20 protein-coding genes are annotated in these 19,774 nt (G+C 64.4%); 10 read left to right on the top strand and 10 right to left on the bottom strand.

All coding sequences use genetic code 11. The features are described 5' to 3' along the window. The first annotated feature begins 308 nt into the window (after window positions 1-308). Window positions 309-1,229, top strand: coding sequence for a DMT family transporter (locus tag ATE71_RS08010; protein WP_058802939.1), 921 nt, complete (start codon window positions 309-311; stop codon window positions 1,227-1,229). Here the strand turns inward: ATE71_RS08010 and ATE71_RS08015 are convergent. Next, on the bottom strand, window positions 1,226-1,828 hold the full coding sequence (locus ATE71_RS08015; RefSeq protein WP_058802940.1) for a 2-hydroxychromene-2-carboxylate isomerase: 603 nt from the start codon (window positions 1,826-1,828) through the stop codon (window positions 1,226-1,228). The genes ATE71_RS08010 and ATE71_RS08015 overlap by 4 nt on opposite strands. Continuing rightward, entirely contained in the window at window positions 1,822-2,553 is a 732-nt protein-coding gene (locus ATE71_RS08020; protein WP_058802941.1) for an SDR family oxidoreductase, read from the bottom strand. Before ATE71_RS08020 ends, ATE71_RS08015 begins: the two co-directional genes overlap by 7 nt. A gap of 87 nt (window positions 2,554-2,640) precedes the next feature. Here ATE71_RS08020 and ATE71_RS08025 point away from each other — a divergent pair, with 87 nt between their 5' ends. Continuing rightward, window positions 2,641-3,132, top strand: coding sequence for a winged helix-turn-helix transcriptional regulator (locus ATE71_RS08025; RefSeq protein WP_058802942.1), 492 nt, complete (start codon window positions 2,641-2,643; stop codon window positions 3,130-3,132). A gap of 1 nt (window position 3,133) precedes the next feature. On the opposite strand, the gene clpS is transcribed toward ATE71_RS08025, so the two are convergent. From clpS to ATE71_RS08040, 3 genes are all read right to left on the bottom strand, one after another. Further along, window positions 3,134-3,460 (bottom strand): ATP-dependent Clp protease adapter ClpS, encoded by a 327-nt coding sequence (gene clpS, locus ATE71_RS08030; protein ID WP_152998696.1) that lies wholly within the window; start codon window positions 3,458-3,460, stop codon window positions 3,134-3,136. Between the two features lie 266 nt (window positions 3,461-3,726). Further along, window positions 3,727-4,467 (bottom strand): phasin family protein, encoded by a 741-nt coding sequence (locus ATE71_RS08035; RefSeq protein WP_058802944.1) that lies wholly within the window; start codon window positions 4,465-4,467, stop codon window positions 3,727-3,729. A gap of 122 nt (window positions 4,468-4,589) precedes the next feature. Then, window positions 4,590-6,365, bottom strand: a complete 1,776-nt coding sequence (locus ATE71_RS08040) for a PHA/PHB synthase family protein (protein WP_058802945.1) — start codon at window positions 6,363-6,365, stop codon at window positions 4,590-4,592. 130 nt (window positions 6,366-6,495) lie between these two features. On the opposite strand from ATE71_RS08040, the gene ATE71_RS08045 reads away from it, so the two are divergent. From ATE71_RS08045 to ATE71_RS08055, 3 genes are all read left to right on the top strand, one after another. Then, window positions 6,496-7,716 (top strand): LL-diaminopimelate aminotransferase, encoded by a 1,221-nt coding sequence (locus ATE71_RS08045; protein ID WP_058802946.1) that lies wholly within the window; start codon window positions 6,496-6,498, stop codon window positions 7,714-7,716. Further along, entirely contained in the window at window positions 7,717-8,193 is a 477-nt protein-coding gene (locus ATE71_RS08050) for a DUF2721 domain-containing protein (RefSeq protein ID WP_058802947.1), read from the top strand. It abuts the gene before it with no gap. A gap of 138 nt (window positions 8,194-8,331) precedes the next feature. Further along, window positions 8,332-9,645, top strand: a complete 1,314-nt coding sequence (locus ATE71_RS08055) for a spinster family MFS transporter (protein WP_082665141.1) — start codon at window positions 8,332-8,334, stop codon at window positions 9,643-9,645. Here ATE71_RS08055 and ATE71_RS08060 read toward each other — a convergent pair. Continuing rightward, complete coding sequence (locus tag ATE71_RS08060) at window positions 9,642-10,232, bottom strand: NADPH-dependent FMN reductase (RefSeq protein WP_058802948.1); 591 nt, start codon at window positions 10,230-10,232, stop codon at window positions 9,642-9,644. The two genes, ATE71_RS08055 and ATE71_RS08060, sit on opposite strands and share 4 nt — an antisense overlap. A gap of 70 nt (window positions 10,233-10,302) precedes the next feature. Here ATE71_RS08060 and ATE71_RS08065 point away from each other — a divergent pair, with 70 nt between their 5' ends. Then, entirely contained in the window at window positions 10,303-11,199 is an 897-nt protein-coding gene (locus ATE71_RS08065; protein ID WP_058802949.1) for a haloalkane dehalogenase, read from the top strand. Here ATE71_RS08065 and ATE71_RS08070 read toward each other — a convergent pair. Beyond that, entirely contained in the window at window positions 11,189-12,478 is a 1,290-nt protein-coding gene (locus ATE71_RS08070) for an adenylosuccinate synthase (RefSeq protein WP_058802950.1), read from the bottom strand. The two genes, ATE71_RS08065 and ATE71_RS08070, sit on opposite strands and share 11 nt — an antisense overlap. A 135-nt stretch (window positions 12,479-12,613) precedes the next feature. Here ATE71_RS08070 and ATE71_RS08075 point away from each other — a divergent pair, with 135 nt between their 5' ends. Together ATE71_RS08075 and ATE71_RS08080 are read left to right on the top strand one after the other, a co-directional pair. Then, the gene (locus ATE71_RS08075; protein ID WP_058802951.1) at window positions 12,614-13,558 is read left to right on the top strand and encodes an alpha/beta hydrolase; all 945 of its coding nucleotides are present in this window, start codon (window positions 12,614-12,616) and stop codon (window positions 13,556-13,558) included. Between the two features lie 21 nt (window positions 13,559-13,579). After that, a complete protein-coding gene (locus tag ATE71_RS08080) occupies window positions 13,580-13,957 on the top strand; it encodes a DOPA 4,5-dioxygenase family protein (protein ID WP_058802952.1) in 378 nt (125 codons plus the stop codon). Here ATE71_RS08080 and ATE71_RS08085 read toward each other — a convergent pair. The 3 genes from ATE71_RS08085 to ATE71_RS08095 form a co-directional block, all read right to left on the bottom strand. Then, the gene (locus tag ATE71_RS08085) at window positions 13,954-15,066 is read right to left on the bottom strand and encodes an ATP phosphoribosyltransferase regulatory subunit (RefSeq protein ID WP_058802953.1); all 1,113 of its coding nucleotides are present in this window, start codon (window positions 15,064-15,066) and stop codon (window positions 13,954-13,956) included. The genes ATE71_RS08080 and ATE71_RS08085 overlap by 4 nt on opposite strands. A 70-nt stretch (window positions 15,067-15,136) precedes the next feature. Next, window positions 15,137-16,723 (bottom strand): phosphoglycerate dehydrogenase, encoded by a 1,587-nt coding sequence (gene serA / locus ATE71_RS08090; protein WP_058802954.1) that lies wholly within the window; start codon window positions 16,721-16,723, stop codon window positions 15,137-15,139. Between the two features lie 104 nt (window positions 16,724-16,827). Next, the gene (locus tag ATE71_RS08095; protein ID WP_414892653.1) at window positions 16,828-17,958 is read right to left on the bottom strand and encodes a phosphoserine transaminase; all 1,131 of its coding nucleotides are present in this window, start codon (window positions 17,956-17,958) and stop codon (window positions 16,828-16,830) included. 181 nt (window positions 17,959-18,139) lie between these two features. On the opposite strand from ATE71_RS08095, the gene ATE71_RS08100 reads away from it, so the two are divergent. Together ATE71_RS08100 and ATE71_RS08105 are read left to right on the top strand one after the other, a co-directional pair. Then, window positions 18,140-18,829, top strand: a complete 690-nt coding sequence (locus ATE71_RS08100) for an extensin family protein (protein ID WP_235587959.1) — start codon at window positions 18,140-18,142, stop codon at window positions 18,827-18,829. A gap of 38 nt (window positions 18,830-18,867) precedes the next feature. Beyond that, entirely contained in the window at window positions 18,868-19,740 is an 873-nt protein-coding gene (locus ATE71_RS08105; RefSeq protein ID WP_058802956.1) for an LOG family protein, read from the top strand. Window positions 19,741-19,774 lie beyond the last annotated feature (34 nt).

The following is a 19,774-nucleotide window of genomic DNA, read 5'->3' on the forward strand; positions in this document are numbered from 1 at the left end:
AAACGGAGCGCTGCCCCACTCCAAGTCTCAAAACTCACCCCAAAATCTTGTCTGAAAATGGGGTATCCGTCCTGCAGATCCAATGGCGTCAATCGGTCGCTAGCCGACGAACCTCTTTCCGAGCGGAGTCGAGGCACCTGTCGACGGGACGCTTGGCCCGATGGGCATCTCGACTTCGCTCGATGCGAACGGGTTAGAATGGGCCCGAATGGCCGCCTTCGGCCGCCAGCCGTTACCCGCCCCGATTGCATCTTTCGTTCGAACCGTGGAAGACGCGAGCGCGTTTGGGTAAGGGGGATCGGCACAGCATGGCGAACAAAGGAGGCCTTGCAGCGGCGATCTGGTCGCGCGCCTATCCGCTGCTCACGGTGACGGCGCTGTTCTGGGCGGGCAATTCGATCGTTGGCCGTGCGGCGCGCGACTTCGTGCCGCCGGCGGCGCTGTCCTTCTGGCGCTGGACGTTTGCCCTCATGCTGCTTTTGCCGCTCGCATGGCCGCATCTGAAGCGCGACTGGCCCGCGATCCGCGCAAACTGGAGGATCGTCGCACTGCTCGGCGCGCTGGCGATCGGGTCGTTCAACATCCTGCTCTATACGGGCTTGCAGAACACGACCGCGCTAAATTCGATGCTGATCCAGTCGGCGCTGCCCGCGCTCGTGCTGATTGTCGGCGCAGTCGTGATGGGTGATCGCACCAGCCCGCGCCAGATCGCGGGCGTGGCCGTCTCGCTCACCGGCGTGGTCGCGATCATCGCGCGCGGTGATCCGGCGACATTGCTGGGGCTCCGGCTCAACATCGGCGATGCGACCATCGGCTGCGCGGTGCTGATCTGGGCGCTCTATTCGGTGCTGCTCCGCCGCCGCCCGGCGGTGCATCCGTTGAGCTTTCTCGCGGCGTCGATGGTGGTCGGTATCGCGTTGATCGCACCATTTTACCTGCACGAGCTCTGGTCGGGGCGGCTGATCGTTCCGGCGGCGGGGAGCGCGCTTGCCATCGCCTATGTGTCGGTCTTCCCGTCCTTCCTTGCCTATCTCTTCTTCAATCGCGGGGTCGAACTGATCGGATCGGCGGCGACGGGCCAATATATGAACGTGATGCCGCTGATGGGGGCGGGACTCGCCATGCTGTTTCTCGGCGAGACGCTGCACCTGTTCCATGTCGCCGGGCTGGCGCTGATCGTCGCCGGCATCCTGGTTGCGGGTCGTCCGCCGGCTGCGGGGCAAGCCTAGGCGAGCGCTTCCTCGACCTGCGCAAGCCGATCCTTACCGAAGAACATCTCGCCGCCGACGAAGAAGGTCGGGATGCCGAACACGCCGCGCGCCACTGCGGCCTCGGTGTTGGCGACCAGCTTCGCCTTGATCTCGGGCTCCTGCGTGCGGGCGAGGAGCGTGGCGCCGTCGAAGCCGTTGGCCGACAGGAAGGCCGCGATCACCTCCGGGTCGTCCATCTTGAGCCCTTCTTCCCACATCGCCCGGTTCACTGCGCCTACATAGTGGTCGAGATTGCCTTCGGCATCGGCGACGATCGCGCCGCGCATGATCGTCAGCGTGTTGACGGGGAAATGCGGGTTGAGCCGAAATTTGGACAGGTCATGCCGTTCGATGAAACGGCGCATCTCAAGATTTTCATAGGCGAGTTTGGCGGGCGCGTCGGCATATTGGATCATCGGCGCCTTGTTGCCCGTCGCCTTGAAGATGCCGCCCAGAAGGCACGGCGTGATGACGAGGTCGGCGCCCGTCCGGTCGAGCAGTTCGGGCAGTATTTTCATGCACAAGTAGGCGTTGGGACTGCCGAAGTCGAAGATCAGCTCGAGCGTTTTGCTCACCATTTTTCTCCCCAGGGGCGAAGGTCGAGTTCGTGCGTCCAAGCGCTTTTGGGCTGCTTGTGGAGCATGACATAATTGGCGGCGATGGCATCGGGGTTGAGGATGAGGTCGCGCGCCTTTGCATTGTCGAAATCGGGATGGCGGCCCTTGATGAATTCGGTGTCGATCGCGCCGTCGATGATCGTGTGCGCGACATGGATGCCCTGCGGCCCAAGCTCGCGCGCCATCGATTGCGCGAGCATGCGCAGCGCCCCCTTGGCGCCCGAAAAGGCGGCAAAGCCCGACCCGCCGCGCAGCGACGCGGTGGCGCCCGTGAAGATGATCGTGCCGCGGCCGCGCGGTGCCATATGCTTCGCCGCCTCGCGGCCCATCAGGAATCCGCCGAGGCATGCCATTTCCCAGACCTTGGTGTAGACCCGCACGGTCGTTTCGGTGATCGGGAAATTGACGTTGGCGCCGATGTTGAACACCGCGACCTCGACCGGGCCGACCTCGGCCTCGACCTGGTCGAACAGCGCGACCATGTCGGTTTCGTCGCGCGCGTCGCCGGGGAAGGCGCGGGCCTGGTCGCCGGCATCGCGGATCGACTGCGCGAGCGCCTCCAGCTGGTCGAGGTTGCGCGGGCGGCGGTTGACGCAGGCGGTGAGGCCCTCGGCGGCGAAGGCGCGGGCGATCGCGCCGCCGGTGGCGTCGCCGGCTCCGATAATGACGGCGGCGGGATTGGGCATCGCGACTCTCCTCTTGCGCCCGATAGTAACTATGATAATCATAGTGACAAGAGCTAAATGTGACCAAGAAGGGGAAGTTCTGGAAAAATGCCCAAGCGCGCGGATCTTTCGGACACTTTCTGCCCCGTCGGGCGCTCGGCCGAACTGCTCGGCGACCGCGCGGTGCTGCTGATCCTGCGCGATCTGTTTTTCGGGCGCCGGCGTTTCGAGGCGATTGCGGCGAATACGGGGCTGGGACCGCAGCTCGTGTCGGCGCGGCTCAAATTGCTCGAGAAGGAGGGCGTGGTCGAGCGCCACGCCTATCAGGCGAAGCCGCTACGCCACGAATATCGGCTGACCGACAAGGGCAAGGATCTGTTCGACGTACTCTATGCGATGCGCGGCTGGGCCGAACGCTGGGCGTATCGGGATGGCGAGACCGGGGGTGGGCCGGCGATGCGCTATCTCCATCGCGCGTGCGGGACCGACGTCGGGACGGCGACGATCTGCCCGGGATGCGGCGCGCTGCTTGGCTATGGCGATTTGAAGGGCGAGCCGTCGCCGGCACTGAAGGCTGAGCAGGCGGCGCGAGCGGGCTAGCTCAGGCCTTTTCCAGTGTGCACTGCAGCGGATGCTGGTTCTGGCGCGCGGCGTCCATCACCTGGTTCACCTTGGTCTCGGCGACTTCATAGCTGAACACGCCGCACACGCCGACGCCCTGCTGGTGGACGTGCAGCATCACCTGCGTCGCCTGTTCGATGTCCATGTTGAAGAAACGCTGGAGCACCATCACGACGAATTCCATCGGCGTATAATCGTCGTTGAGCAGCAGCACCTTGTACATCGACGGCTTCTTCGCCTTGGCGCGGGTGCGTGTCGCAATGCCGACGCCGGGGGTGCCCGGCGAGCCTTCGTCCTTGTCCGCCATGGCGCAGACATTCTTTGACTCCGCCATGGAGCGGGCCGGCTGGATGGTCGAAACTGGAAACATCATGCGTAGGAATATCGCAAGCGGCGGGCGAAGCGCAAGGGGCGCGCGCGCCGATTTTAACCTCTTGTTCGCCAGCCGGGCAGGCGTGCGCCCCAAAAAAAGAAGAACCGCCCGCTTCCGAAGAAGCGAGCGGCCTTGGGGGTGTCGGCGCAGGCGGGGAGGGAGGGGGAAGTGCCGCGCCAACTTTGGAAGGTGAAAGCGCCTTAGGCGGCCTTCATCTTCGAAGTGATGACCGAAACGCGGTTCGAGATCGGCGCGAAGCTGTCGTTCGTCAGCTTGACGACGAGTTCGCTGGTCTTCGAGGTCTGCGCCACGGCGGCGTCGAACGCCTTCTTACTGTTTTCGGCATAGAGCTTGAAGAAGTCGGCCGGCGTCTTGACGGCGGTGTAGCCCTTCAGCGCGGCGGTCGTGTCTTCGAAGCTCTTGCGAGCGAAGGTCACGCCTTCCTGGCCGAGCGTTTCGATGCCCTTGGCAGCGATCTTGCCCGATTCAACGAGCGCTTCGATGTTCGCCTTGTTGAATTCGACGGCTTCTTCGGCGAGCTTGCTGGTCTTCGCCATGGCTTCTTTCGCCTTTTCGTTGAAGTCGGCGGTCAGGGTTTCGGCGCGGGTCTTCGCTTCGTCGGCGAACTTCTTGACGGTGTCGTTCATGGTCTTGAATCCTTTGGTGGCGAGGGCGGCCGGCTTCGGCGCGACCTTGGTCTTGGGGGCAATGGTCTTTGCAGCCGCCTTCTTGGGGGCGACCTTCTTTGCTGCCGGCTTTGCGGCTTTCTTTTGGACCGGCTTGGCCTTCGCCGCGACGGTCTTGGTCTTTGCGGGCACCGGGGCTTTTACTGCGGGAGCAGCTTCGACAACCGGAGCGGCAGGAGCAGCCACCGGCTTGGCGGCGGTTTCCAGCGTCGCGGCTTCGAAAGCCTTTTCGGCACTATCCATCTTGGTAGCCATCGGGACAACTCCTTTATGTTGCAGTGCACAATATAGGAGTGGTGCGGCGATTTCAAGAGATTTTTGTGCAGTGCACAAAAAATTCCCGATCGCGACCTCGCGGGCCTTATAATTTCCCGATATTACCGCTGTTTGACATAGCGGCCGGGGGCATCCTCGATCGCCCTTTTAGCACCTTTTCCGGGAATGCGCGCGCCTTTTGTGGCGGTCTTTGCGCCATCCTGTGCCGAAATCCATTCGATCCAGTGCGGCCACCAGCTGCCCTTGGTCTCGGTCGCACCCGCGATGAATTCGTCGAGCGAGACGGCGGCGCTGTCGCCGGTCCAATATTGATATTTACCCGCGGCCGGCGGATTGACGACCCCGGCGATATGCCCCGACCCGGCCAGCAGGAAGGTCTTGGGGCCCGACAGATGATCCATCAGCCGCCACACGCTGGCGAGCGGCGCGATATGATCCTCGCGCCCGGCCTGGATATAGGCCGGCGTCTCGATCTTTCTGAGGTCGATCGGCGTGCCCATCACCGACAGGCTGTTCGGGATCACCATCCGGTTGTCGCGATAGAGGTCGACCAGATATTGCCGGTGCCACTTCGCGGGCAGGTTGGTGACGTCGCCATTCCAATAGAGCAGGTCGAAGGGCGGATAGTCGTTGCCGAGCAGATAATTGCTCACGACATAATTCCAGATGAGATCGCGACCGCGCAGCGAGTTGAAGGTCGCGGCCATATAGCGCCCGTCGAGGAAGCCGGGCGCCGACAGTTGCTGGAGCAAGGCCAGGTAACTGTCGTCGACGAACAGTTTGAGGTCGCCGGCCTGTTCGAAATCGACCTGTGCGGTAAAGAAGGTCACCGACTTGATCTTGTCCGCCTCCTCGCGTGCCGCGAGCATCGCCAGCGTCGCGGCGAGCGTGGTGCCGGCGACGCAATAACCGATCGTATGGACGTGCGGCACGTCGAGCAATTCGCGCACCGTATCGATCGCGTCGACCTGCGCTGCGACATAATCGTCCCAGACGATCTCGGTCATCGACGCGTCGGCCGATTTCCACGACACCATGAAGACGCTGAGGCCCTGTTCGACCGCCCAGGCGACGAAGCTTTTCGCAGGGTTGAGGTCAAGGATATAGAAGCGGTTGATCCATGGCGGGAAGATGACGAGCGGGACGGTGAAGACCTCCTTCGTCGTCGGCGCATAGTGGATGAGCTGGTAGAGGTCGGTCTCGTGGATCACCTTGCCCGGGGTGGTCGCGATATTGACCCCGACCTCGAACGCGTCGGGATCGACATGACTCAGCTGCCCGCGCGACAGGTCGGTCAGCATATGCTTCAGACCCTTGAGCAGGCTTTCGCCGCGGGTTTCGACCGCGCGTCGGATGACTTCGGGATTGGTCATCGCGAGGTTGGTCGGCGCCATCGCGTCGGCCATCGCCTTGGCGGCAAATTCCATCTTGGCACGCGCCGAGGGGTCCGGGCCGTCGAGCTGGCGCGTCGTCGCGAGCATCTGTTCGGCGAGCAGGCCATAGGTCTGGCGGATCATCGCGAACACCGGATTGGCGTTCCAGTCGGGATCCGCGAAACGACGGTCCTTCGCTGCAGCATCGGGCGCCGGCGGCGCCATCGGGTTCAGCGTCGCCAGCGAGGTCCAGAAGGCGACACCCTGATCCCACATTCTCGACGATTGTTCGGACCAGAGCTTTGCCGCCGGATTATCGGCCCATTTGGCGGGATCGAACAGCGCGGCGGCGCTGGCGTTGCCTTCGTTCGCCTGGCCCAGCGCATATTCGAGCATCATCTGCTGCGCGCGGCCGATCACGCTGGCCCAATGCTGCATGTCTTCGGGCGACGGGATGAAGGCATTCGGTGTTTCGATCGTGTCGTCCTTGCCCGTATCGCTCATGCTCGTTCCTGCTGGTCAGTGCGGATATAATGCCTATAACAAGCCGCGATGCGGCTGGCGAGATTGCCGCTCGCGTCAATTCAAAAGCATAGGTCAAAACGCATACGCAAAGGAGTTGTTCTAGTTTCCCATGTCCGACGATGAATTCTATCGCATCAAGCGCCTGCCGCCCTACGTCATCGCTGAAGTGAATGCGATGCGTGCGGCCGCCCGCGCCGCGGGAGAGGACATCATCGACCTGGGGATGGGCAACCCCGACCTGCCGCCGCCCGCGCACGTGATCGAAAAATTGTGCGAAGTCGCGATGAAGCCCGACGCGCACGGCTATTCGCAGTCGAAGGGTATTCCGGGGCTTCGCCGCGCGCAGGCCAATTATTACGGCCGCCGCTTCAACGTCGACCTCGATCCCGAAAGCGAAGTTGTCGTGACGATGGGGTCGAAGGAGGGGCTGGCGAGCCTTGCGACCGCGATCACGGGTCCCGGCGATGTCGTACTCGCGCCGAACCCCAGCTATCCGATCCACACCTTCGGCTTCATCATCGCCGGCGCGACGATCCGCAGCGTGCCGACGACGCCCGACGAGAATTACTGGCGCGCGCTCGACCGCGCGATGGCGTTCACCGTGCCGCGCCCGTCGATCCTCGTCGTCAACTATCCGTCGAACCCGACCGCCGAAGCCGTCGACCTTGCCTTCTACGAGCGCCTCGTCGCATGGGCGAAGGAGAATAAGGTCTGGGTCCTCAGCGACCTCGCTTACTCGGAGCTTTATTACGACGGCAATCCGACGCCTTCGATCCTGCAGGTGCCGGGCGCCAAGGACGTCGCGATCGAATTTACCTCGATGTCGAAAACCTATTCGATGGCGGGCTGGCGCATGGGCTTTGCGGTCGGCAACAAGCGTCTGATCGCCGCGATGACCCGGGTGAAGTCGTACCTCGACTATGGTGCCTTCACCCCAATCCAGGCCGCGGCGTGCGCGGCGCTCAACGGGCCGCAGGACATTGTCGCGAAGAACCGCGAGCTGTATCAGAAGCGCCGCGACGTGATGGTCGAAAGCTTCGCGCGCGCCGGCTGGGATATCCCGAGCCCGCCCGCGTCGATGTTCGCCTGGGCGCCATTGCCGCCCGCGCTCAAGGAAATGGGCAGCCTCGAATTTTCCAAACAATTGCTGACCCATGCCAAGGTCGCAGTCGCACCCGGCGTCGGCTATGGCGAGGACGGCGAAGGCTATGTCCGCATCGCGATGGTCGAGAACGAGCAGCGCATCCGGCAGGCAGCGCGCAACGTTCGCAAGTTCCTCGCCATGCACGGCGTAAACACCCCGTCGGTCGCGGCAGGCGGCGGCGCGTAAGTGACACCCGACGCGAGCGCCATCGCGCAGACGATCCAGCTGTCGGTCACGCCGGTATTCCTCCTGGTCGCGACCGGCAGCCTGCTCAATGTCATCGCGGGCCGCCTCGCGCGCGTTGTCGACCGTTCGCGTAACCTGATGGAACGCTGGGCCGAGACCGAAGGCCTCGAACATGAGCGCATCGTGGCCGAACTGCGCATCGCTGACCGGCGTATGGGGATCATCAACAATTCGATCCTCTCTGCCGTGGCGTGCGGGATCGTTGTTTGTCTGCTCGTCGCGCTCCTGTTCACGCAGGCGTTCACGGGCATCAACCTCGGCGTTGCGGCGTCATGGGCTTTTGCGGCGGCGATGCTGTTGCTGCTCGTCTCGCTGATCCTGTTCCTCGTCGAGGTCCGGCTGGCGGTGCGGGCGATCCATGTCCCGATGGAATTGCTCGAACTGGAGGACCGGGATCGGAAGTCGCGGCGCGACTGACCCTGACCGGTCGAAAAATTTTTCCACGCGCTGCGTGGCGGTGGCCGTAACGGCAATTGTAAGCCAATGTTTCCGGCGTGCCGCAAGGACGTTGACACCGGTCCCTCCGGTCTGCTCCCATGGCGGCGGGAGATATAAATGACTGACAAGGCCGCACCGGCTCCGGGTATCGCTTCGCCGTCGGCCGATGGCGTTTCCGCGCAAACGCGGACGATGCTGTGGGTGCTGCTGATCGTCTATATCTTCAATTTCCTCGACCGGCAGATCGTCAATATCCTCGCCGAACCCATCAAGACCGATCTCGGGCTTTCGGACACCCAACTTGGCCTGCTTGCCGGTCCGGCCTTTGCGGTTTTCTATGCGCTGCTCGGCATTCCGATCGCGCGCTATGCCGACAAGGAGGGCACCAATCGCATCCGGCTGATCTCGCTCGCACTCGCGATCTGGTCGGCGATGACCGCCGTGTGCGGCCTTGCGCAGAATTTCGTGCAGCTGCTTTTCGCGCGCATCGGCGTGGGCATCGGGGAGGCGGGGTGTACGCCAGCGGCCCATTCGCTGATCACCGACAGCGTGCCGCCCGCGAAACGCTCGTCGGCCATTGCCTTCTATGGGATGGGCGTGCCGATCGGGTCGCTGCTGGGGCTGATCATCGGCGGAATCGTCAACGATCTTTATGGCTGGCGCGTCGCATTGATGCTTGTCGGACTGCCGGGGTTGATACTCGCGCTGGTGGTGCTGTTTGTGCTGCGCGAGCCGCGCCATCTGAGGCCGGAGATCGACGCAGGCGCGCCGAAACCGGCTGCGCTTTCGACGGGTGAGGCGATGCGCGAAATCTTTGCGTCGCGCGCTTTTGTTTATATCCTGATCGCAGCGTCGGTCACGGCCTTCCTCGGCTATGGCAAGGCGCTGTGGACGATCAGTTTCTTCATCCGAAGCCACGGCCTGTCGACCACCGAGGCGGGACTGTCGATGGCGGTCGTGCTGGGGGTAGCGGGCGTATTCGGAACTTGGCTCGGCGGCAAGGTCGCCGACAAGCTGGGGTCGCGCGACAAGAAGCATATCCTGACGCTGCCGGCCTATGGCATGGCGCTCGCGGCGCCGGTCCTGTTCCTCGGCTATTACATGGAAAACTGGATCATTGCGGTCGCCTTGCTGATCGTGCCGACGATCCTCAATTCCGCCTATTACGGACCCGCCTATGGCTGCGTGCAGGGGCTGGTGCGGCCGCAGGCGCGGGCGGTCGCGGCGTCGATCATGCTGTTCGGCCAGAATCTGATCGGCCTCGGCTTCGGGCCCTTCCTGTTCGGCGTGCTGTCCGACGCGCTCGCGCCGGCCTATGGCCAGGAAAGCGTGCGCTACGTCCTTTATGGCGCGGCATGGCTGGGGCTGATCCCCGCCTTCTTCTTCTGGCGCGCCAGCCTTCGGCTCAGCCGCGAGCTCAAGTCGGGTTAGTAGGGTGGATCGACCTTCGCGCGCTGCGCCTTCGCGGCGTCGATCCACCAATTGAGGTCGTCGGCGAAGCGCGGAAACAGCCGTTCGAGTTGCTTGCCCTCGTCGCCTGTGGGCTGGCCGTCGGCGTCGAAGGCCTTGCCGATGCGCGCGACGGGCAGGATCGACGAGATCACCGCCATCCCCATCTCGCCCAATATGTCGCGCCATCCCATCATCGCGCGCACCCCGGCGAACGACCCCGCCGAATAGCAGGCGATCGCGGCGGGACGCCAGAACCATTCCTCGAGATAATGATCGGTGAGGTTCTTGAGCCCCGGCTGCGGCCCCCAATTATATTCGCCGGTAACGAACAGGAAACCGTCGGCGGCGCGGATCTTCCCTGCGAGTTCCTCCATCGCGGCGGGCGCCTCGCCCTTCGGATATTCCTTGTACATGCGGTCGAGCATCGGCAGGTCGATTGCCTTGGCGTCGATCAGTTCCGCTGTGTCGCCACGCGCAACGATGGCATCGACCAGCCAGCGCGCGAGCCTGATGCCCTGCCGGTCGCGGCGGTAGCTGCCATAAAAGACAAGGATATGTCGGGTCATGCCGCAATCTGGCATGGCTTGCGCCCAAACGGAAGCCGCCTAAGCTGCAATCGACCATGGGGGAGAGAATATGACGCGCGTCTATCGCACACCGGAGGAGCGTTTTGCGGGACTGCCCGACTGGCCTTATGCACCGAAATATGTCGAGATCGCCGACGAGCTTCGCGTCCATTATGTCGATGAAGGGGAGCAGCGCGCGCAGCCGGTGCTGATGCTGCACGGCGAGCCGACTTGGTCCTATCTCTATCGCCATATGATCGGCCCGGCGACTGCGGCGGGCTTTCGCGTCGTCGCGCCCGACCTCATCGGCTTCGGCCGGTCGGACAAGCCGCTCGACCGCAGCGCATACAGCTATGCGGCGCAGGTCGCGTGGATGCGGCAATGGGTCGAGGCGCTCGACCTCAATAACATGATCCTTGCTTGTCAGGACTGGGGTTCGCTGATCGGCTTGCGGCTCGTCGCCGAAATGCCTGAACGGTTCGCCGGCGTCGCGCTGTCCAACGGTGGCCTGCCCGAAGGCCAGCCCGCCCCGCGCGCGTTCGCGATCTGGCGCGCCTTTTCGCGCTACAGTCCGGTTTTCCCGATCGGCAAGATCGTCAAGGCGGGCGCCAAGCGCGAATTGAGCGCCGGGGAAATCGCAGCCTACGACGCGCCGTTTCCGACCCGTGCATCGAAGGTCGCGGCGCGGGTCTATCCGTCGTTCGTGCCGCTGGGCGACAATATCGCGGTGCCAGATCAGAAGCGCGCCTGGGCGGCGCTGGAGGCGTTCGACAAGCCATTCCTGTGTTGCTTTTCCGACGGCGACCCGATCACGCGCGGCGGCGATGCGCTGTTCACGGCGCGGGTGCCGGGCGCGCAGGGCATGGCGCACCGCACGCTGAGTGGCGGACATTTCATCCAGGAGGACGACCCGGCGGGCTTTGTTGCGGCAATCCGCGATGTGGCTGCGGCCAGTATCAGTCGCTGAACGGATCGCGGATCAGGATCGTGTCCTCGCGCTCGGGGCTGGTCGACACGAGCGCGATCGGGGTTTCGATCAGTTCCTGCACGCGCTGGATATATTTGATCGCCTGTGCGGGCAGGTCGGCATAGCTGCGCGCGCCCGCGGTCGATTCGTGCCAGCCGTCCATTTCCTCGTAGATCGGTTCGACCTCGGCCTGATCGGCGGCGTGCGCGGGGAAATAGTCGAGGATCTTGCCGCGTAGGCGGTATCCCGTGCAGATGCGGATCGTGTCGAAGCCGTCGAGCACGTCGAGCTTGGTGAGCGCGATGCCGGTGACACCCGACACCGCGCAGCTCTGGCGCACGAGCACCGCGTCGAACCAGCCGCAGCGGCGCTTGCGCCCGGTTACGGTGCCGAATTCATGCCCGCGTTCGCCGAGCCGCTGGCCGATCTCGTCGTCGAGCTCGGTCGGGAAGGGGCCGCTGCCGACGCGCGTCGTATAGGCCTTGGCGATGCCGAGGACGAAGCCGACCGCGCCCGGGCCGAGGCCCGAACCCGACGCCGCGGTGCCGCTGACGGTGTTGCTGCTGGTCACGAAGGGATAGGTGCCGTGATCGATATCGAGCAGCACGCCCTGCGCGCCTTCGAACAGGATGCGGGCGCCGGCCTTGCGTACCTTTTTCAGGCGCTTCCAGACGGGCTGCGCATATTCGAGCACATAATCGGCGATTTCCTTAAGGTCGGCGATCAGGCGTTCGCGGTCGATCGGCGGCTCGCCGAAACCGGCGCGGAGCGCGTCGTGATGCGCGGTGAGGCGATCGAGCTGCGGTTCGAGCTTGTCGAGATGCGCGAGGTCGCAGACGCGGATCGCGCGGCGGCCGACCTTGTCCTCATAGGCCGGGCCGATGCCGCGCCCGGTAGTGCCGATCTTGCCGGCGCCGGCCGCCGTCTCGCGCAGCGCATCAAGGTCGCGGTGAAAAGGCAGGATCAGCGCGCAATTGTCGGCGATGGCGAAATTATCGGCATTGATCTCGACGCCTTGGCCGCGCAGCTTGGTGATCTCGTCGCGCAGCGCCCACGGGTCGAGCACGACCCCGTTGCCGATGATCGACAGCGTGCCGGTGACGATGCCCGAGGGAAGCAGCGACAGCTTGTAGACCTGTTCGCCGACGACCAGCGTATGGCCGGCGTTATGACCGCCCTGGAAGCGGACCACGGCGTCGGCGCGGCTGGCGAGCCAGTCGACGATCTTGCCCTTGCCCTCGTCGCCCCATTGCGACCCGATGACGGTAACATTTGCCATGACAATGTCCTGCTGTGCGGGGCCATCCCGACCCGGCGCGGCCTTAGCGGATTTGGCCGCAGAGGCAAGGGAGGTGGGATGAAATTGCGACATTTGGGCGGCACGTTCCCGAAACCGGAGTAGCGGAGACCGACGATGATGAAGCAAAGCTGGATAGGATATGGGGCGGTTGCCGCCTTTGCGGTCGCGAGTGTCGCGGTGCCCGGCCCCTTCGCCGATGCCCGCGAACGGCTGCGCGACCGGGTCGGTGCGCGCCTTGCCGAGCGCATGGGCGCCGACGAAGGCCCCAAGGTGCCGGGCAGCGAGACGATTGCCTATGGCAGCGACGCGCTGCAAGTCCTCGATGTCTGGCGCGCAAAGGGCACCAAAGAGCCGGCGCCGCTGATTGTCTTTGTCCATGGCGGCGGGTGGAAGCGCGGCAGCAAGGACAATGCGACGGGGCGTTTCAAGGCGGAGCATTATCCGGCGCAAGGCTATGCCTTTGCCTCGATCAATTATCGGCTCGTGCCCGCGGCGACGGTCGAACAACAGGCGGCCGATGTCGCGAGCGCGGTCAAGGCACTGGTGGATCGGGCGGGTGCGCTCGGCATCGACCGGCGGCGCATCGTGCTGATGGGGCATAGCGCGGGCGCGCATCTGGTGGCGCTGGTCGGCACCGACGAACGCTATCTGAAGGGCGCGGGCCTGACCTTTGCCGACATATCGGGCGTGATCCCGATCGACGGCGCGGCCTACGACGTGGCGGCGCAAATGAAAGATGGCCCGCCGATCATGCAGAAAACCTATGCGCAGGCGTTCGGCGCCGATCCCGCGCGGCAAAAGGCGGTGTCGCCGACGCAGCAGGCGGTCGCACCCAACGCGCCGCAATTCCTGCTCCTCTATGTCCAGCGCGCCGACGGCGTGCGGCAGGCGAAAGCCTTGGGCGCGGCGCTTGAATCCGGCGGAAGTCGCGTCGAGCACGGTAGCTTTCCCGGCGAGGGGCTCAAGGGCCATGCCGAAATCAACCGCAGCCTCGGCGATCCGGCTTATGCGCCGACGGCAACGGTCGATGCGTGGTTGAAACGGGTATTCGCCCGCTGATTTAGGCGATAGGATCGGGACATGGCCAATCCCGACGCTCCCTATCACGCCCATATCTATTATGATCCAGCGGAGCGGCCCGCCGCCGTCGCGCTGCGCGACGATTTCGGTAACGACCCCGCCATTCTGTTCGTTGGCGATATGACCGACGGCGCCTTAGGGCCGCATCCGATCGCGCAATATGAGGTGCATTTTCTGGCGAAGACCGCGCCGGCCGTCATTGCGGCGATCGAGGCGACTGGGCTCCGTGCGCTCGTTCACCCGCTGACCGATGACGATCTTGCCGACCATACGACGCTGGCCCACTGGATCGGCGAAGCGGTCGAACTCGACGTGACCGTGCTCGATCCGCCCGGCGTCAACCAGGGCATCCCGCGCTTCGGATTTTCCGACTTTTAGGCTTTGACCGGCCCCTCGGGGCCGAGGCGCCAGCCACAGCCGAGCGCGGGGGCGTGGTCGCTCTCCGACAGCGCGGCGACCGTCTGCCAATCGTCCGCGCGCAGGCTCGCCGCGAGCAAGGGATCGTGGCCGAGCGGAAGGAAAATGCGGCGATCGGCGTCGCTTTCCGCGCCAAGTCCGGCGTCGATCAGCGGATCGGGGTAGAGCGAAAAGCCGACCGCCGCTTCCTCCTGTTCGCCGACGGGAATCGAATAGCCGCCACCGCGGCCGACCGCATCGCCCTGTCCCGGCACGAAGACCTGAAAGCCGAACCAGCTTTGATAGGCGAAGCCGTGGCGCTCGGTCGGATCGAGCGTCAGCGTCACACGATCGCGGATCGGCGCGGCGATGGCTTCGAGCGCATCGATGCGTGCCGCGAGGACGCCGCTGGCGTCGAACGCGCGGAGGTCGGCGATCGCCTGGTCGAACGGGCCGGTGGCGCGGAGCAAGGGCAGATAGGCTTCGGCGCCGAGCCGGGTCAGCGCGCCGGCGTCCTTGGCATCGAGCTCGTCGCGCAGCTGCTGGATGTCGGTATCCACCGGAAGGGGACCGTTCGCGAGCAGGTCGACGACGTCGGGAAGCGTGAAGTCGATCGTGACCGGCCCGATGCCCGCGGCCTCGAGCGCGTCGATCGCGACCGTCACGATCTCGCGCGCCGCTGCCACGCTGTCGCTGCCGATCAGTTCGGCGCCGACCTGCAGCATCTCACGCGCGGGGCGGAGCTGGCTCGCGCGCAGCTTGACGACTTGCCCTGCGTAGCAGAGGCGCAGCGGGCGCGGCGCGTTGGCAAGCAACGAGGTCGCGATGCGGCCGACTTGCCGCGTAATGTCGGGGCGTAGTGCGAGCGTGCGCTGCGACACCGGATCGGTGAAGCGCAGCAGGTCGCGGGTCGAGCGGTCGTCATCGCCGCCGAGCGTTTCGCGAAACTCCGCGAGCGGCGGTGCGACGCGGCCATAGCCGTGCGCGCGCATCGCATCGACGAGCGCGCGGGTAACGCGTGAGGCGGCTTCGGCCTGCGCGGGCAGGCGGTCGCGGAGGCCTTCGGGCAGCAGGGCAGGGGCCTTGGTCATGCGGTGGCCTTAGGATGGTGGAGAGGCTGATTCAATATTTCTCCCCTCCCGCTTGCGGGAGGGGGACTTATCAGAACTTCAGGCCCTTCACCGTCTTGACGCCAGGAAGCTGGCAGACCTGCCACAAGAGCGGCTCGGGCATCGGCGAATCGAGGCTCAAAAGCAGCACCGCTTCGCCACCCGCGGCCCGGCGGCCGAGGTGGAAGGTGCCGATGTTGAGGCCCGCATCGCCCAGCGCGCCGCCGATGCGGCCGATGAAGCCCGGCGCATCCTCGTTGACGATATAAAGCATATCGCCGTCGAGATCGGCCTCGACCTTGATCCCGAACATTTCGACGAGGCGCGGTTCGTTGTTGCCGAACAAGGTGCCCGCCACCGAACGATCGCCCGCTTCGGTGGCGACCGTGACGCGGACAAGCGTGTGATAGTCGCCCTCGCGATCGTGGCGGACTTCGCGTACATCGAGCCCGCGCTCGCGCGCGAGATGCGGGGCGTTGACCATGTTCACGCTGTCCGAATAGCGGCGCATCAGCCCGGTGAGCACGGCGGCGGTGATCGGCTTGAGGTTCAATTCGGCGGCTGCACCTTCGACCTCGATCGAGATGGTGGTGAGATTGTCGTGCGCGAGCTGCCCGACGAGGCTGCCCAATTTTTCGGCGAGGCTCATATAGGGGCGCAGCTTCGGCGCTTCCTCGGCCGACAGGCTGGGCACGTTGAGCGCGTTGGTGATGCCGCCAGTCAGCAGGTAATCGCTAATCTGCTCGGCGACCTGGATGGCGACATTGACCTGCGCCTCGTCGGTCGACGCGCCGAGGTGCGGCGTGCAGATGAAGTTCGGCGCGCCGAACAGCGGGTGATCGGCCGCCGGCGGCTCGGTCTGGAAAACGTCGAGCGCAGCGCCTGCGACATGGCCGCTCTCGAGCGCGTCCTTCAGCGCCGCTTCGTCGATCAAGCCGCCGCGCGCGCAATTGATGATCCGCACGCCTTTCTTCGCCTTGGCGATATTCTCGGCCGACAGGATATTGCGCGTCTGGTCGGTCAGCGGTGTGTGCAGCGTAATGAAATCGGCCTTGGCGAGCAGCGTGTCGAGGTCGGCTTTTTCGACGCCCAGTTCGATCGCGCGTTCGGGGGTCAGGAAGGGGTCGAAGGCGACGACCTTCATGCGGAGGCCGAGCGCCCGCTCGGCGACGATGCTGCCGATGTTGCCGCAGCCGATCAGGCCGAGCGTCTTCGACGTCAGCTCGACCCCCATGAAGTCGTTCTTCGGCCATTTGCCCGCTTGCGTTCCGGCATTGGCTTCGGGGATCTGGCGCGCGAGCGCGAACATCATCGCGATCGCATGTTCGGCGGTGGTGATGCTGTTGCCAAAGGGCGTGTTCATCACGATGACGCCCTTTTTCGACGCTTCGGGAATGTCGACATTGTCGACGCCGATTCCGGCACGGCCGACGACCTTCAGGTTCGTCGCCGCGGCGAGGACGTCGGCGGTGACCTTGGTGGCCGAACGGATCGCGAGGCCGTCGTAGGCACCGATCATCGCGATCAGTTCGTCCTTGGTCTTGCCGGTGATGACATCGACGTCGATGCCGCGTTCCTTGAAGATCGCTTCGGCTTTCGGGTCCATTTTGTCGCTGATGAGGACTTTGGGTGCGGTCATGTCTATGATCCTTTAACCTCGTCATTCCCGCGAAAGCGGGAACCCAGTGTGGGATCAGCCCACGCACGCTCTGGGTCCCCGTTTCGCGGGGATGACGAAAAAAATTAGGCGGAGAGAGTTTCGTAGGCCCAGTCGAGCCACGGGCCGAGCGTCTCGATATCGGCGGTGTCGACGGTCGCGCCGCACCAGATGCGCAGCCCCGGCGGTGCATCGCGGTAACCCGCGATGTCATAGGCCGCGCCTTCCTTTTCGAGCAGTCCGGCGAATTTCTTGATGAAATCCGCGTCGGCCCCGGCGACCGACAGGCAGACCGAGGTTTTCGATCGGCTGGCGGGATCGGCGGCGAGGTGGGACAGCCAATTGCGGTCCGAAACGATCGTGTCGAGCGCCGCGGCGTTGGCGTCGCTACGCGCTTTCAGGCCGTCGAGGCCGCCCAAGGACTTCGCCCATTCGAGCGCGAAGATTGCGTCCTCGACCGCGAGCATCGACGGGGTGTTGATCGTCTCGCCCTTGAACACGCCCTCGGCCAGCGCGCCCTTTGAAACGAGGCGGAACACCTTCGGCAGCGGCCAGGCGGGGGTGTAGGTTTCGAGGCGTTCGACCGCGCGCGGGCCGAGGATCAGTACGCCGTGCCCGCCTTCGCCGCCGAGCACTTTTTGCCAGCTGAAGGTCGCGACGTCGATCTTGTCCCACGGCAGGTCGTAGGCGAACACCGCGCTGGTCGCATCGGCGAAGCTCAGGCCCTCGCGGTCGTCGGCGATCCAGTCGCCGTTTGGAACGCGGACGCCGCTGGTGGTGCCGTTCCAGGTGAAGAGGACGTCGTTCGACCAGTCGACTTGGGTCAGGTCGGGAAGCTGGCCGTAATCGGCACGGATGACCGTAGGATCGAGCTTGAGCTGCTTGGCGGCATCGGTGACCCAACCCTCGCCGAAGCTTTCCCACGCCAGCGTTGTGACCGGGCGCGCGCCCAGCATCGTCCACATCGCCATTTCGAAGGCGCCGGTGTCGCTGCCCGGAACGATGCCGATACGGTGCGTGTCGGGAAGCTGCAGCATTTCGCGCATCAGGTCGATGCAGTACTGCAGGCGCGTCTTGCCGATCTTGGCACGGTGCGAGCGCCCCAGCGATTCGGTAGCTAGTTTGTCGGGGGACCAGACCGGCGGCTTGGCGCAGGGTCCGGAGGAAAAATAGGGGCGCGCCGGGCGCACCTGTGGCGTCGTCACTTCACTCATCATAGTCTCTCCTTGCAGAGAGCTCGCGCGGCGTTGGGACCGCGTGGCCCGGCGCCGCGTTTAGGGGCGGGGGCGCAACTGTCAAACAAATTGCACCGGCCGCGCGAAATTTTCGATGAACGGAGCAAAGGGTATACAGCTTGTTAACCATTTCGTCGGTATTTTGACGGCCATGCCGATCTCGATGTTCCTGAAGCCCCGGATATTGATCGCAACCTGCGCGGCGCTGGCGCTTTCCGCCTGTTTCGGCGCGCCCGAAGCGATGAAGAACAGTGGCGGCAACCGTCCGGTCGCGAGCAAGCCGAGCCGGCCGCAGGCGGTCGGAACGCCCTCCTTTACCAGCGCCGAGGCGCAGCAATGCGCGTTCAACCTGAAACAGGCGGGCGTACGCTTCACCCCGCTTGCGAATCAGGATCATGGCGGCGGCTGTACCTCGATCGATTCGGTCAAGCTGCTCGACGTCGGAGTCCCGGTATCGGGGCTGGGTCCGATGACCTGTCCGCTCGCCCGCAATTTTGCGGCGTGGGCGCAATATGCGGTGAAGCCCGCGGCGCGCAAATATTTCGGCACCGAGGTCGTGAAGATCGAGACGTTCGGCACCTATAGCTGCCGCAATATCTATGGCGGGCGTTCGGGGCGCCTGTCGCAACATGCTTATTCGAACGCGATCGACGTGTCGGGCTTTGTGCTGGCCGACGGACGCCGGATCATGCTCGACGGCGGGTGGAAGGGGGACAGGTCCTCGCAGGAATTCCTGCGCGCGCTTCACAAATCGGGCTGTCGCCGCTTCGGCACCGTGCTTGGGCCCGATTACAACGCGGCGCATTATAATCATTTCCATTTCGACATGAGTGGCAACGGCTACTGCCGCTGAGCTTGGCAAAGCGGGTCGAACCGGCTAGCCGTCCGCCAATGGCAGAAGATAAACAACCCCATCGTTCGCGTTTCCACAAGGCCAAGGACGACGCGCAGTTCGCCCAGCAGGCGACCACCACCCCCCAGACGGCACATCCCGCCTACAAGCTGGCGTTCCAGGATAATGACTTCCTGCTGCGCGAGGATCTGCGGCCCGTTCGCTTCCAGCTCGAACTGCTCAAGCCCGAATTGCTACTCGACGAGGCGGGCATCGAATCGACTTTGGTCATCTATGGCTCGGCGCGCATTCCCGAACCGTCGCAAGCGGACGCGCTCGAGGCGGCCGCGACCGACGATGCCACGCGCAATATCGCCCGGCGCCTGAAGGCCAAGGCAAGATATTATGACGAGGCGCGCGCGCTCGCGCGGCTTGCGAGCCAATATCCGTGCGACGACAAGGGATGTCGCCATTTCGTCGTCTGCTCGGGCGGCGGGCCGTCGATCATGGAGGCCGCGAACCGCGGCGCCGCCGACGAGGGGCGCGAATCGATCGGGCTGAACATCGTGCTTCCGCACGAACAGGCACCCAACCGCTTCGTCACGCCGTCATTGAGTTTCCAGTTCCACTATTTCGCGCTCAGGAAGATGCACTTCCTGCTCCGCGCGCGCGCCGTCTGCGTCTTTCCGGGCGGTTTCGGCACGTTCGACGAGATGTTCGAGCTGTTGACGCTGATCCAGACGGGCAAGATCAAGCCGATCCCGATCGTGCTGTTCGGCAAGGAATTCTGGCACCGCGTCGTCAATTTCGACGCGCTGGTCGAGGAAGGCGTGGTGAGCGCTCGCGATCTCGACCTGTTCCAATTCGTCGAGACCGCGGACGAGGCGTGGAAAATCATTCAGGATTTTTACGCGAACATCGAACAGCATTGAGATTTCCGATCCTCCCTGCCGCGTAGCGGTGGGG

The sequence above is a fragment of the Sphingopyxis sp. H115 genome (genome assembly GCF_001468465.1).
Lineage (GTDB): Bacteria > Pseudomonadota > Alphaproteobacteria > Sphingomonadales > Sphingomonadaceae > Sphingopyxis.